Origin of the sequence: Gracilibacillus thailandensis (assembly GCF_010994055.1) — a bacterium.
Taxonomy (GTDB): Bacteria; Bacillota; Bacilli; order Bacillales; family Amphibacillaceae; genus Gracilibacillus; species Gracilibacillus lacisalsi.
The window spans coordinates 14,478-29,082 of the sequence record NZ_WJID01000016.1 but is presented as its reverse complement, the minus strand read 5'-3'; the positions used below and the strand labels follow the sequence as shown (position 1 = coordinate 29,082).

14 protein-coding genes are annotated in these 14,605 nt (G+C 34.0%); 4 read left to right on the top strand and 10 right to left on the bottom strand.

Annotated features, from left to right (window positions below; genetic code table 11):
* The first annotated feature begins 55 nt into the window (after window positions 1-55).
* The gene (locus GH715_RS06495) at window positions 56-2,932 is read left to right on the top strand and encodes a type 2 lanthipeptide synthetase LanM family protein (protein ID WP_153834675.1); all 2,877 of its coding nucleotides are present in this window, start codon (window positions 56-58) and stop codon (window positions 2,930-2,932) included.
* 310 nt (window positions 2,933-3,242) lie between these two features.
* Here the strand turns inward: GH715_RS06495 and GH715_RS06490 are convergent, their stop codons facing one another.
* The 7 genes from GH715_RS06490 to GH715_RS06460 all read right to left on the bottom strand — a co-directional run bounded on the left by GH715_RS06490 (window position 3,243) and on the right by GH715_RS06460 (window position 8,029).
* The gene (locus tag GH715_RS06490) at window positions 3,243-3,578 is read right to left on the bottom strand and encodes a DUF779 domain-containing protein (protein WP_153834676.1); all 336 of its coding nucleotides are present in this window, start codon (window positions 3,576-3,578) and stop codon (window positions 3,243-3,245) included.
* A 23-nt stretch (window positions 3,579-3,601) separates the two neighbouring features.
* Window positions 3,602-5,122: an aldehyde dehydrogenase gene (gene adh / locus GH715_RS06485; RefSeq protein WP_153834677.1), complete on the bottom strand. Its 1,521-nt coding sequence runs from the start codon at window positions 5,120-5,122 to the stop codon at window positions 3,602-3,604.
* A 300-nt stretch (window positions 5,123-5,422) separates the two neighbouring features.
* Entirely contained in the window at window positions 5,423-5,893 is a 471-nt protein-coding gene (locus GH715_RS06480) for a spore coat protein (protein WP_153834678.1), read from the bottom strand.
* A complete protein-coding gene (locus GH715_RS06475; protein ID WP_018931967.1) occupies window positions 5,893-6,180 on the bottom strand; it encodes a hypothetical protein in 288 nt (95 codons plus the stop codon). Before GH715_RS06475 ends, GH715_RS06480 begins: the two co-directional genes overlap by 1 nt.
* Before the next feature lie 656 nt (window positions 6,181-6,836).
* Window positions 6,837-7,091, bottom strand: a complete 255-nt coding sequence (locus tag GH715_RS06470; RefSeq protein WP_153834679.1) for a hypothetical protein — start codon at window positions 7,089-7,091, stop codon at window positions 6,837-6,839.
* A gap of 4 nt (window positions 7,092-7,095) precedes the next feature.
* The gene (locus GH715_RS06465; protein ID WP_153834680.1) at window positions 7,096-7,461 is read right to left on the bottom strand and encodes an SHOCT-like domain-containing protein; all 366 of its coding nucleotides are present in this window, start codon (window positions 7,459-7,461) and stop codon (window positions 7,096-7,098) included.
* Window positions 7,462-7,657: 196 nt separating this feature from the next.
* Window positions 7,658-8,029: a DUF2089 domain-containing protein gene (locus GH715_RS06460; protein ID WP_018931971.1), complete on the bottom strand. Its 372-nt coding sequence runs from the start codon at window positions 8,027-8,029 to the stop codon at window positions 7,658-7,660.
* 254 nt (window positions 8,030-8,283) lie between these two features.
* Between GH715_RS06460 and GH715_RS06455 the strand changes: the two genes are divergently transcribed.
* Together GH715_RS06455 and GH715_RS06450 are read left to right on the top strand one after the other, a co-directional pair.
* Complete coding sequence (locus GH715_RS06455; protein ID WP_153834681.1) at window positions 8,284-8,913, top strand: lysozyme inhibitor LprI family protein; 630 nt, start codon at window positions 8,284-8,286, stop codon at window positions 8,911-8,913.
* Between the two features lie 83 nt (window positions 8,914-8,996).
* Complete coding sequence (locus GH715_RS06450) at window positions 8,997-10,313, top strand: TolB family protein (RefSeq protein WP_153834682.1); 1,317 nt, start codon at window positions 8,997-8,999, stop codon at window positions 10,311-10,313.
* Between the two features lie 256 nt (window positions 10,314-10,569).
* Here the strand turns inward: GH715_RS06450 and GH715_RS06445 are convergent, their stop codons facing one another.
* The 3 genes from GH715_RS06445 to GH715_RS21760 all read right to left on the bottom strand — a co-directional run bounded on the left by GH715_RS06445 (window position 10,570) and on the right by GH715_RS21760 (window position 13,101).
* Complete coding sequence (locus GH715_RS06445) at window positions 10,570-11,769, bottom strand: MFS transporter (RefSeq protein WP_153834683.1); 1,200 nt, start codon at window positions 11,767-11,769, stop codon at window positions 10,570-10,572.
* Window positions 11,770-11,868: 99 nt separating this feature from the next.
* Window positions 11,869-12,687 (bottom strand): MerR family transcriptional regulator, encoded by an 819-nt coding sequence (locus GH715_RS06440; protein ID WP_153834684.1) that lies wholly within the window; start codon window positions 12,685-12,687, stop codon window positions 11,869-11,871.
* Between the two features lie 279 nt (window positions 12,688-12,966).
* Window positions 12,967-13,101: a hypothetical protein gene (locus tag GH715_RS21760; RefSeq protein ID WP_276208101.1), complete on the bottom strand. Its 135-nt coding sequence runs from the start codon at window positions 13,099-13,101 to the stop codon at window positions 12,967-12,969.
* A 179-nt stretch (window positions 13,102-13,280) separates the two neighbouring features.
* Between GH715_RS21760 and GH715_RS06435 the strand changes: the two genes are divergently transcribed.
* Window positions 13,281-14,111 (top strand): TraX family protein, encoded by an 831-nt coding sequence (locus tag GH715_RS06435; protein ID WP_153834685.1) that lies wholly within the window; start codon window positions 13,281-13,283, stop codon window positions 14,109-14,111.
* The last annotated feature ends 494 nt before the right edge of the window (window positions 14,112-14,605 follow it).

Genomic DNA, 14,605 nt, shown 5'->3' with positions numbered 1-14,605 from the left:
ATAACAAATAAGCGGGTGTTTTATACATCCGTTTTTTTTTTAGGAGGTATAAAAAATGAAGAATGTCGTACATAGCAATTCCACTGATATTACTTTTGTTGGTGAATTCTTTAATCCATTTTATGAGAATATGACTCATTTTTTTCACCAGAAATTATCGGAAAGCTGGAATGATATCGATTCCAAAGCAATTGATAAGGAATCAATCATCTTGTCCTTAAAAGAAGAATTCCGAAAAAAAATAAAAGACCTAACAAAAAAAGTACTTATTTATGAATTTCAAGATAGTTTCACTTGTGATGTTCAAGAGGGTAGCACTAAGTATTATGAAATGTTTAACAGGAAGTTAAAAGATTCTCAATATTGTTGGACATTACTCCAAAAATATCCAGTACTTAATGAGATCTACGATAAAACACAAAGCAACTTATTAAAAAACAGTTATGAACTCATCATTAGATATATTACAGATGTTAAGGAATTAGAAGTACAATTTAATAAAAATTTAGGTTTATTAAAAGCAATATCCATTAATTTAGGTGATACACATCGTAATGGTAATAGTGTTGCTGTGCTCCACACAGATAAGGAAAAAATAATTTATAAGCCAAGATCTTTAAAAGCAGACATTATATATACACAGGTTACAAATTTATTTAATAATACCTATTCCGAAACATTAAAAACACCAAGTACTGTAGACAAAGATGATTATGGTTGGCAAGAATTTATAAATTTTGAAGGATGTTATAATGAATACCAGATAAAGGAATTTTTTAAGAAATTGGGTATGCACCTTGCCTTTGTTTATGCTTTTCAAGGATCTGATTTTCACTACGAAAACATCATCGCAAGTGGTCCTGATCCATATTTAATTGATTTAGAAACGCTTTTCCAACCTACTTTAGATTTTATGGAAAGAGAAGAAAAACAAACAGAATCGTCTTTTATCGACTTCCTCCATAAAACAGTTTATAAGTCACTATTTTTTAATAATACTTCATACCCAGAAGAAGAAAATCCAAGAAATGCATGTGCATTATCAAATACACATGAGCAATTAATAGAACAAGAGAGAATAAAAGATCAAGGTACAGATAGGGTGAGTCTAAAAAAGGAAATTCAATATATGGAAACCGCTTATAATCTTCCTTCTAAGAATGGCAATACAATAGAGATATTTGGATATGAGAATCTTTTTATGCAAGGGTTTAAAAAGGCTTATAATTTCATTTGGAAAAATAAGAGTGCTATTTTAAATATATTAAATCAATCCAAAGATTTCCCTGTAAGGATTATAGTAAGACCTACTCATGTATATGCAAATTTTTTAACCTCCCTTTTGCACCCAAAATATTTAAAACAACGTAGCGAACGTTATAGAGTTTTATCTTTCTTTAAAGATTCTTATCAAAAGTTTAGCTTCTTTCAAAAGGTATCGCAATTTGAAATAGAAGATATGTATCATGGTGATATTCCTTATTTTAATAGTTATTTCAAGATTAACAAAGTCATTGACAGTAAAGGTAATCAGATAGATTGTAAATTAATAAAAAGGGCAACATTAGATGAAATCAAAGATCGATTTAATCGTTTGTCTAATGAAGATTACTCTTATCAGGTTTCGCTCATAAATATGGCTTTAACTGCATTAAGAACGAATAGTAACTTCACTGGAAGAAAAGAAGTGAAAAGTAATAGTGACTTTAATATATCTTTAAATTATTCTGATCCAAATAATTTATTATTAAAAGAAACAAAAAAAGTTTTAGACGAAAGATTATCATTTGATAACCATGTTCAATGGGTGTCATTGTCTTTTCATCCATCTGGACAAGTAGTCGCAGGCCCCTTAAATTATAATCTTTACGATGGTCTAGGTGGAATTGGGTTATATTTAATTTACTATTACAACAAACATTATTCATTAGATCAAAATTTCATAGACTCCTTTATCAACACGATACGGATGCTTTACCGTACAACAAAATCTATTAACAATATTTCTGCTTACCACGGATTAACATCCTATATTTATATAGTAGATAAAATGCTTGAATGTGGACATGTTAATAAAAAAGATGCAACCGAGATATATGAGGAGTATTGTAATAAAATCAACAAAAATATCGATTCTATTATAGTTACTGATTTTATTGGTGGTTTAGCAGGTGTATTAAAAGTGCTAACACTATTATATCAAAAGTATAAATTAGAATTTCTTAAACAAACAGCCGATATTGTGTATAAACAACTAATTAGTAAAGCATATTCTAAAGGGGATATGATTTATTGGAAGTTTGATATTAATAAACAACATGGTTTAACTGGTTTTTCACATGGTCAAACAGGTGTATGTTATGCACTTTCTGAATATTATAAGATTATTGAAAATGACTCAAAAAAAAGGAAAAACATATTACATTTTATAAAGCAAGCACTAAATTATGAAGATGAATATTATGATCCGATAGAGGGAAATTGGTATGATAACCGGCAAAGTAGAGCGTTTACTTTTTCTGATCCCTTTTGGTGTCATGGTGCAGCTGGTATTTTACTGGGGAGAATAAAAATTCAGCATAATTTAAAAAATAATTTAAAGGTAAGATATATTAGGGAAGCTCTTTCCACCACTATAAGATTAGGGAATAGGCATACAAAGGGAAATTCCTTATGTCATGGTACACTAGGAAATCTTGATATTCTAATTGAAGTTAAAAATCATTTTAGTGGAAATGATTTGGCTTATGTAGACTCTTCCATTAAATCTTGGATTGCTAACTATGTTAAATCAATGAATGAGCTAGGTTGGCAAAATGGTTTTAGTAAAGATATTTCTAATCCTGGGCTAATGTTAGGTAAAACTGGTCAACTTTATACGCTTTTAAGATATAAAGATTCCAGTTTACCTTGTATTTTAACGCTATCTTAATTTAGTTGAGTTCGATATGGTGACAAATGATTTGGACAAGATGTGATATATAAACTCGTGAAAGTATAAATAAATGGTAAACGTAATTGACTAGTGTGTTAAAAGTATTTAACTGAATGCACACTAGTCATTTTTGGTTTTATATCTTCTTTTATTCTACTTTTTCATCTCAAGACTTCTCACCCATAACTATCGTAGATGTAGACATGGTATAAATAATACCTAAGAGGCACACCTACTTAAACACGATAACACGAATAAATCGACTCTATGCCAACAATGGCTATTTTGAACCTAATCCGCATACACACTACTCAAATACCCTAGACCGAATCAAAAACCGCTTCCCTTCTGGATTTTCCAGAGAGAACATCCCCCCTCTACCTTCCACTACATCAATAATCAGTTGGGTATGCTTCCAGTATTCATATTGATCTTTCGACATATAAAAAGGGGTATCATTCACATAACCTAATAAAATATCAGAATCTCCAACTCGAAATTCCCCTCTTGGATAGCACATCGGCGAGCTTCCGTCACAGCAACCACCAGATTGATGGAACATTAAAGGACCATGCTTCTCTTGTAACAGATCCATTAACGCCACTGCCTCATCCGTTGCTAAGACTTTTTCTTGTTGTGCCATGCACCCGCCTCCTTCTTTAAGAATTAGAAAAATCCTTTTGGTGTCTTACTATAACTTACGAGCAAGTTCTTCGTTTGTTGATAATGAGATAACATCATCAAATGATTTTCTCTTCCAATGCCTGATTTTTTATAACCACCAAAAGCAGCGTGGGCAGGATAATCATGATACGTGTTGGTCCATACACGTCCTGCTTGAATACCTCGACCGAAACTGTATGCCTTATGAAAATCCCGTGTCCAAACACCTGCACCTAATCCATATAACGTGTCATTCGCAATATCCAGCACTTCTTCATCATCTTTAAATGTGGAAACGGCAAGGACAGGACCAAATATTTCTTCTTGGAAAATTCTCATCTTATTATGACCTTTGAAAATAGTTGGCTTAACGTAGAAGCCTTTGGACAGCTCTCCATCCAATTGATTTCGTTCACCACCAACTAGTACCTCTGCACCCTCTTGCTTGCCGATATCTAAGTAAGACGAAATCTTTTCCATCTGTTCTGTAGATGCTTGAGCACCCATCATCGTTTCCGTGTCTAATGGATGACCAATTTTGATTGCTTTCACACGCTCTACAGCTCGCTCGATAAACGCATCATAAATATCTTCATGTATTAAAGCGCGTGACGGACAGGTACAAACTTCCCCTTGGTTTAAAGCAAACATCACCATACCTTCAATGGCTTTATCTAAAAAGGCATCGTCATGAGCCATGACATCTTTAAAGAAAATATTTGGCGATTTTCCTCCTAGCTCTAATGTAACTGGAATAATATTTTCAGAGGCATATTGCATAATGAGACGCCCTGTTGTGGTTTCGCCAGTAAAGGCAATTTTAGCAATACGACTGCTTGAAGCTAACGGTTTACCCGCTTCTAAACCAAATCCATTTACAACGTTGAGTACCCCAGGCGGAAGTAAATCATGAATTAGTTCTAGCAAGACATGAATCGATGCTGGCGTTTGCTCTGCAGGCTTGATAACAACCGCATTACCAGCAGCTAGTGCTGGAGCGAGTTTCCATGTTGCCATTAATATTGGGAAATTCCATGGAATGATTTGTCCAACGACACCAAGTGGTTCATGGAAGTGATAAGCGACTGTATCTTCATCGAGTTGACTAATCGATCCTTCTTGTGCTCGGATCGTTGCTGCGAAATATCGGAAATGGTCAACAGCTAATGGCAAATCTGCAGCTAACGTTTCTCGTACCGCTTTTCCATTATCCCAAGATTCTGCGACAGCTAGCATTTCCAAGTTTTCTTCTATGCGATCTGCTATTTTATTTAACATATTCGCGCGCTCTGCTGGAGATGTTTTCCCCCACGTTGGTGCAGCCTCGTGGGCAGCATCTAGTGCCAGCTCTACATCCTCCGCAGTAGAACGAGCTATTTCACAAAAAACTTCTCCTGTTACGGGTGTCACGTTTTCAAAATATTGTCCTTTTACTGGCGGAGTCCACTCACCGCCAATATAGTTGTCGTATTTTTCTTTGAAGTTCACTACGGAACCTGGTTGGTTTGGTGTTTCATATTTCATACTTATTCCTCCCCATTTTTAACAATACTTAAAGTAGGTTCATCCATTTGGACAACACCTATTTAAAATATATTGATTGATGAGAGGAAATATGACTAGCGTTAGAAGAGGTTATTTTTGAAGAAATCTATTACTATATTCATCCATTAATACCTTCTCCTATTATGGAGAGTGTCCCTCAAAGGTACACCTTAAACTAGTGCATTAAATACTTACGAAATGTTGTGAAAATGAACTATGGAAAGAGCCAACTCTTCATAGAGTTGGCGATAAGAGGAGTGTCAGTTTAGCTATAGGGGCTTAAAAAATATCCAGCTGTATGAGTAATGCTAACAGAATTTGCACTAGTACTTGTAAAGAAATAGCAACATCCGTGTCAGTAGTGGTTACACTAACATTATCTGAACCTTCTATTAAGATTTTTTGTCTATTCACTTGGTCAATTTCTGCACGTTGGAGCAACTCCTGTGTAACTAGCTCTGCTCGATTACTATCTGCTATCGTGATGTTAACAACGAGCGCAATTGCAACCTGTAGGGCTGCTTGAAGAGAAACAGCTACTTGAGTATCAGTGGTTGTAACATCCACACCACAAGAATCTCTTACTTCGATTACTTCAAAGGATCCTTGAAAAATGTCAGCATCCTGAGTAGCATTATTTTGAATAGCCGCATTACTGTTATTACTGATATTACGGGTACTATTGCTATTACAATTGGAACGACAGCCATAAAACTCATCGATCACTTTTCGTCTTCTTTTTTTACCCATTACTTACCACTCTCCTTTTTATTCACTTTTTTCATTAACTCTCGTATTGGACTTTCTACGGAGTCTAATTCTTTTTTAAAATTCTCTGGTTTATTTTTAGCAGTAAAATCGCCAACTAGTGATTCTAGATTTTCAGCAATATTTTTTAATTCTTGTTTTTGATCCTGTGATAATTGATTTGTGATAGTTTCTTCATTGGTTATTTTGTGTTTTTTTAGCACACTTGTAACAGTCACTCCTGCTAAGCTCTTCGATAACTTTTTTAGCTCTTGGTTCATTTCTTCCAACTTCTACTCCCTCCTTTCAGTACCTTTCACTATTAATATATCGATAACCACGCTAACAGATTGGACTTGTTCCTTAATCTACTAAAAAAAAGGTAGATGTCTTCATATATTTGTCTCTACTATGGTACAGAATGTCCAATAGAAAAAGGCCTATTGATGCAACCACTGAAAGATTGGCACGAATAGACTACTCATTTTGAAATTGCTGTGCTACCGATGAATGGAAAAGGGAAATACTCAAAACTCTGCATGGATTATTTCACAACATTCGCTACAGCTTAGGAATGCGAAAAAGGAGGGAACACAGAACGCCTTCAATACCTTTAATTACAGTCTTTTTCGGCAATTCTACAGGAAGGGAAGGTACAACGGTCTGCGAATTCAATAAGCAAGGATTAATGTTGGAGCGGTATAAGTCCTGGGAACATCTAATGGAACCAGAAAGTTCCAGCATAACCTAAGAAGATAAAAGGGCAATGCAAAAGTGGTTTGGCAAGCTATTTGGAAGAGCACACTTTGACATCTATAATGTAACGATAATATATACGGAAGCAGGGACATAACTAGTCAAACAGCCATTTTAGGGTTTAATTAGTCCTTATCACCTTCTTTGGTGATAAGGACTTACATTTGGCTAGGAGTGCTTGCGCAAATATCTATAGCGTAATTTTCACTTCTGTTCCATCTTTCGCTTTGACATTGACAAGTTCTGTTCCTTTCAAATCTTTACACGTTTTAAACACTTGTTTTAGCGCTTTGTAGTCTATCTGATCAATAATCTCTTCTACATTATCTACACGCTTTAGTAACTTTTTTAGAACTCGCTTTGAGACGAATAACCTCAAAAAACTATTAGGGAACAAGATACGGATTGGAAACTTCAACTCATTTGTTACAACCTTTATTTTCATGGCTTTACTCAATCACTATTTTTACTATTTCACCCTTTGCACTATCCACATCCACAATAGGGCCCTCGACATTATTTGAGATGGCATCGAGAATTAAGTTGATATCGGCTCCACCTAAATGCTCTTGGACAGCGGGAATATTTTCAATCGCACCATGTAACGATTTCACTAATTTTAATGGTAAATTAACATTAACTTTATCACCATCAGAATCGATGATGACTTTTAAGCTTTTAGACATGTAACTGTTGTTCTCTACTGCAGGTGAGGCTGCTTCTTCTTTTAACGTTGATATAATTTCTGCGGCCTCACTATTACTCAGCTTACCTTCTTGAACAAGTTCCAACACTTTCATAATTTCGTTTTCCAATTTGTCCACTCCTTATTTAATTTTTTGTTTTGGTTCGCCCATTCAAAAACATCATCTAAAAGAAGGATCTCGTCTTTCGTCGCCATCATTACTAATCAATTATGCTTTTTTATCTCTCGACAAATCATTTTTCTTTTTGTTACAATACAAATACGAATAATTTTTCTTGCCTTCACTTTTTCGAGTGAAGGTTTTTTTATTTTTTCTTTAACAGCTTAATGGCTTCTTCTGCACTTAGTTCACCATTGCTTAACCTATCAATAACATCCTTCTTCTCATCTTCTTTGGCCTGCTTCACCTTATACGGATCACCCAATTCAGAAATGATTTCTTCCAACTTATTTCGTACAGTCGGATAAGAAATATCGAGAACTTTCTCAACTTCTTTAATGCTTCCACGGCACAAAATAAAGGTCTCGATAAACTCCAGTTGTTCTTTCTTTAATGAAAGTAGCTTTGGGAACTCAAAGGTGTTTTCAATTGTTGTATGACAATGTCCACACGTTAGTTTCGTTACATTTAACCCCTCCCCACAAACTGGGCAAGCTGTAATGACTGGTAATCCCACTTTTTCACCTCCTTTACATAAAGTATACGATTATACTTATAAAAAATCAATTATTAAATTAACATATTCAATCTTAATATTAATTTTTTTAATATAGTAATTGAATTTATTTATAAACAGAGGGATAAACTCATCTTACTTGGTTGAAAGGATGTTGGACTGAACAGCTGTAACAAACGAGATTATTTATGCAACCTAACAGGGAAATTATGTTAACATAAAATAAATAACTTTATGGAGGGGGAACTCCTTTGATGAGAAAAAAGAATAGTAAAGCTTTATTAACTATATTTATTTTTGTAATTATTATACTGCTAGCAGCATGCGAAAATTCATCTGCCAAATCGGATAATCATGGGAACAACCAATCACCCGATCATACTTCAGATGAGGAAATCCATGACTCTAGTGAGGAAAATGTAACAGAAACTGTGTCGAATAAGGAGATGGATACTAAAGAGGAAACAGAAAAGACTTCAGATCAACTACCAGAAGAAAAGGAAGAAACAACTGCTAATGATACAACTACCAACCAAAAAGAAACGTACTTGAACAAATTAAACGAGACAAATGAAAAAACGGAAAGTATGGAAGCTGTAGACAGTTCTACATATGCTTTAAAAGATGTAGCACATAAACAATATGAGGCATGGGATGATTTATTAAACGAGATTTATGGTGTTTTAGAAAAACAACTATCTGCAGAAGAAATGAGCCAACTGAGAAAAGAGCAACGGGATTGGATCACTCATAGAGATAAAACGGCGAAAGAAGCATCACTAGAATATGAAGGTGGTACAATGGAACAATTAGAGTATGTAACTGTCCTTGCAAACGAAACAAAAGAAAGATGTTATGAGTTAGTGGAAGTATATATGCAATAGCTTGAAGTACGGACCAATAGCACCGTGATAAAAGCTATTGAACATAAGATTAAACATATAAACTAGAAAGGAGCATAACATTTTTGAGGCGAAAAAAGCTCTTTCTAATTATTATTGGTATAGTATTTCTTTGTTTTGCGCTAGCATTACTTTATACTATTTTTAGCGATAATGATAACTATAAATATTTCACAGGACTTGGCTCAACGATTAGTATAGCTCCTGATGATTCACAAATTGCATTTTCCTACTACATCGATGGAGAAGAATCTATTTATACTGCAAGTCCAAACGGTACTGATGTTAGACAAATAACAGACGACAGTAATACAAGAGATCACAATCCCTCCTACTCATCTGATGGATCCAAGATTGTGTATATGAGTGAAAACAACAATGGCATTCAAACACTTCAAGTAATCAATCAAGACGGTAGTGACAAAAAACAATTGACTAATCGTGATATGCACGTAAGAGATGCGATATTCTCAAATGATGGAGAAACGATCTTTTTTATTGGAATCGAAGCGGAGGAATATAATAAAGGAGAGCAATCTAGAGAAGGATTTGATTTGTATTCCACCCAGATTGATGAGGGAACTATAAGTAAATTAACAGATGCTGATCATTTTTCGATGGATGATTTGTCTCTTTCTCCTGATGGGCAAACTATTTATTATAGCGAGTTCGACGGCAAAGGTGACCGAATTTACTCTTACTCACTCGAAAAAGAAAATATAACGAAACAAGCTCCGATTATTCCTAAAGAAATAGTTGAAGAACAATCATTCCACTCACCACAACTATCTCCAGATGGAGAACATTTGGCGTTTACAGATGTGGCAAATGAAGCTGAAGGTAATTCATTGTTTGAATATGAATTATTCTTGTTAGATTTGACAGCATACGATGTTGAGAAATTAACTAGCTTAGAGAATTCTATCGAATCTCCAGTATTTTTTCATAGCGAAGATAAAATCGCATTCTTGGAATATACTAACTGGGCACAAGACCCAGCTGAATATCAACTGATGACGATCGATTTAACATCTCATAACATCAAAAAAATGGAGTTAGACTTACCTGCATCAACAAATGAAAAGCTATTAATGCGACTGATAGATCAATCGATAAATAGCTTCACATTAGCTATTTTGTATATGTTACTAGTCGGATTATTAAGTGTGTTTTGCCACTATTATTATTATCCTAGAAAAACCTATTTACCTTCTATCGTTAGCTTTTCTATTGCTGTTTTAACATTTATTGCAAGTATTTTAGTAGCTATGATGATGAATGCATGGTATGGAATCGCGTTAGGAATGTTAGCTGCAGGAATATTTGGTTGTTCTGTAGTTGTTGTCTTGTTTGTGTTTATTTTTAAACGACTTGTAAGGTGAATATATGGTTTTTTCTGGTACCAAACAAAACCTTCTAGGTTATATTAAAAAAATGAGTTTATTCTTTTCTCCAGCTTCGTTTCATTCTTCTCCAAGATCGATCACGGAAAAAAGACGACTCTCATTCTCGAATGAAAGTCGTCTTTTTAAAATTTTTTTAACTGGCATAATGAACCAAATGTCATGTGACCAACAAGTTTTACTTTACTTGAGCAGATAGTTTTTTAACTGATGGGACTTTTTTAGTAGCCAGCTGTTAAAAGCTGCTCACTTGGTCACTTTCCCCACTATTCTTCTCTGATTGCCTTTTTATAGAAATAGAAATAACATAGATCAGGAGAAATACAACATATACAATGGTTGCTACACCATATACTGCTTGATAAGAACTAACATTAGCCATTAATCCTAATATAAAGGAACCTCCCCCAATACCTAAATCAAAGAAGTTAAAGAAGGAAGCCATTGCACTTTCATGCTCGTGTTCGTCTACCAAGTTCATACACCATGTTTGAATAGCTGGGAAGATAGAACCAAATCCAAACCCATAAAAGATAGCTGCTATAAAGAAGGTGCTATCACTAACTGCTACGTAAAGTAGAATCAAACCTATAATAGATAGAATCGATCCAGGTATAAGAATAACCGACGGTCCATATATATCAAATAGCCTTCCTGATATTAGTCGAATGACGAGACTAGCTGCTGCGATTAATAAGAAAAACAAACCTACTTTATCAAAATCTTTCTCTATCGCATACAAAGAAAAGAAAGACATAATTCCTCCTGCTGCAATACCGATTAAAAATACGAGCATTGCTGGAAACAGCACTTTCTTCTCCCATAGTTTAAATTTTATATTTTCTCTTTTATCTAACTCTTGGCTATTAGGTCCTCTTTTTATAAAAACTGCCATGATAACAGCTAGTAACATAATAGCCATTCCTCCAAGGAATAATCGCTGGAAGTCATATAATTCTAATGTTATCATTCCAATCATTGGACCTACAGAGATCGCTATTGTTTCTCCTGCCCCGAAGTAACCAATCCCCTCACCTCGTCGATCACTAGGAATGATTTCAGCTGCAACGGTAGTAAAGTAAGTAGTGGCTAACCCAAATCCAGCTCCGTGAATGAGTCGAAATAGTAATAACATGGTGATATTAGTTGATAAATAATAGGCTCCTGTAGACAGGGCTATGATTAATGTACCTAAAATTAAAAGCAGTTTTTTATCAAATTTTGTTGCAAGGATTCCTGCAAATGGACGAATAAAAATAGCTGATAACATAAAAACACCTGTTACTAAACCAACTTGGCTCGCTTCTCCTCCTATAGCTGTTACAAATAAAGGAAGCGTAGGTAATAGCATTTCAAAAATCATAAATACTAAAGCATTGGAAATTACTACAAAAATGAACGACAGTGACCACATCTTATTATTAACATGAGTCATACTTTCTCACACCTCTATTTTATTATTTTGTTGTAATCAAAAAAGAAGTCCTTTTTTCAATTAGCAACAAAAATAATAAACCTTCCTGTAAGGGGAAGGTCAATAGTTAATGGGAATTTGTATTTCTGTAAGGTAATCTTCTTTATATTTGGAGATATAGTGGTCAATGATGGTCCTCTCTATAGCATCTCCTACTATTTGATAACCGTTCTCTTCGATGTAATGAAGTAATTTCTTATAATATGGAGCAGATCCAGTATGATCTCCATTATAATAAATAGAGGCATATTTTCCCTTTGGAAAAGATGTAACTAAAGGGCTATCTATATCTTCTTCTTCGATGATGATGAAAATAGAGTTATATTCATCAAATTTTTTGTCATCAAGATTTTTGGTCCTAACCGTAAATCCAACACCACCAATAAATATAGAGGAATTCATATTCGCTAGATTCTCTAATTGTCTCAAAGAAAGTTCCACCTCTGGTTCTGAACCGATATTTTCAATTAACCTTATTACGTTCCGCTCTTCCATTTCGACTATTCGTACGACTCCCAACTCCCCTACTCCTTGAGCCAATTTTATATCCTTTATTCGATTCTCAAATTTGCGGTTAACCCGCTCTAACTCTTTGATTTTATTCTCAGTTAGACGTTTTTGCGTTTCTAATAAATTCACGAAATCATCTATATCTCTATGATCTAAATGGCTTTTTATATCCTTTAAAGAAAAACCTAATCCTTTTAAATATTGAATAGTATTTAATTGCTCAAATTGTTCAGTTGAATAATATCTATAGCCATTATTCACATCAATTTGAATAGGTTCCAGTAAACCAATCTGGTCATAATACCTTAGCGTTTTCATAGTGGTGTTATGAAGTTTCGCCATTTCTCCAATTGAAAATAAATTTTTCATTGTGATTTCCTTTCTCTTTTATTCTTATAAAGACTATGATAACCGATTTTAATATACAAGTCGCTAAAGCTGTAAGACAACTAAGCAGATGCTATGTACAAAACCTACCAACAGTCCTCTTCACGTAGGGTTCTGACCTCTTCCTCCGATACGCACATCATTTCAAGGTAAATATTTGAATATTTATATATAATTTACACAAAATTCCTAATTTCTATGGTAAACTAAAATAGATTCAATAAAGGGGATTAAAAAAGAGGAGATTTCTCCATTTGGTGTTTATCCTCCTTCACAAACACCTGACATATCTAAATCAGGTAGAATGTTTTTTTCTGGTAAAGCAAATACTTCGAATTTATGGATAAATAAGTAATGATAGGTTTGGCTATCCTTCTGGATTAGATCATAATGCAAAGTATTATCTGTTATTTCACGCCCCTAGTAACTTTGATCGCTACATTGATATGTAACATATAATGATTTTTTGAACTAAATATTATAGGTTAGATAGTTAAACAAAGAATATAAAACGCCAAAGTAATCCATTTGGCGTTTTATATTTTATCATCTACATTTTAAAAGGTGAGAGCACTATGTCCAATACAAAATTAAAAATTATAGCCTTGACTGCTATGGTTATTGATCATATTGGTTATTTCATCCCTGATATGCCAGATTGGTTTCATTGGCTAGGAAGGTTAGCAGCTCCTATATTTATATACTGCATAATAATAGGTTATAAACATACATCCAATATAAAAAAGTACCTTGTCCGCTTATACGTATTCGCATTTGGGATGGGTGTTATGAATATGATTATTAATCAAATTGTCCATTATTATGAAAGAAGAGAAGCCATTTATGTTGATTATTATCTAACAAATAATTTCTTAGCTCCCCTATTTTTAGTTGGGCTATTGATTATGTTATTAGACCAAAGGCAAACAAAATATCTTCTTTATTTTTTCGTATGGCAAATAATCTCGACTTTCTTGTCTATTACTCTCGTAGAAAAATATAGCTTGCTATCATTAAATGATTTAACAGCGACCTATATGTTTTTTGGTACCATCTTTGGTAATGTTTTGTTAACAGAAGGTGGGATTCTCTTTATCGTATTAGGGATTCTTTTTTATTTAACTAACAAAAATAAAGGGGTAGTGGCCGTTGGATATCTCCTGTTCAGTTTAATTATTTTTGTAATCCCACTAAAATGGAGAGGAGGAATAGGAGGTGGCATCTCAAATATCTTGTTTCCATTTGAAGACACTCAATGGTTAATGATTTTTGCACTTCCTTTAATATTGCTTTACAACGGAAATAGAGGAAAGGGAGCGAAGTATTTTTTCTATATATTCTACCCTGTACACATCGTTATTCTTTACTTTATTCATTTATGGATGCTTAATAGCGCGCCTATCTGACTTTAAAGAAGCGATTGTCTATAGAGTGAAAGAGAACTTTTTAAAAATCGGGTTCTCCCTTCATGGTATATACGATTAATTTATAACAATGATTCATCTGTTTCTAGTAAAACGCACTTGGCACAAAGCATAATACTCTCCAAATATTTACTTGAATCTTCAATTGATTCATCTACCCCTAAATTTTAAGTTGAATCTCTCTAATGTGACAAGACAACCCCCTGATTAAATCCACGTTTTGCCAATCCCCTATCATATCGTCTAATTTCTAATAAGAAGACATAAATCGATCCGGACCGTCATTGGCATATGTATCCTCCTTGCTCACTCCAGGTAACAGATGAGTATAATATTAAATACAACTATAAATGTACTTGACATTATTGCCTAACAAACAAAACAAAGCCCCAAATCAGCTATAACAACTGTTTGGGGCTTTTCTACATTTGTTAATATTAACTGTCTGCTAAAAGGATCTCGAGTAGCCATTCGAA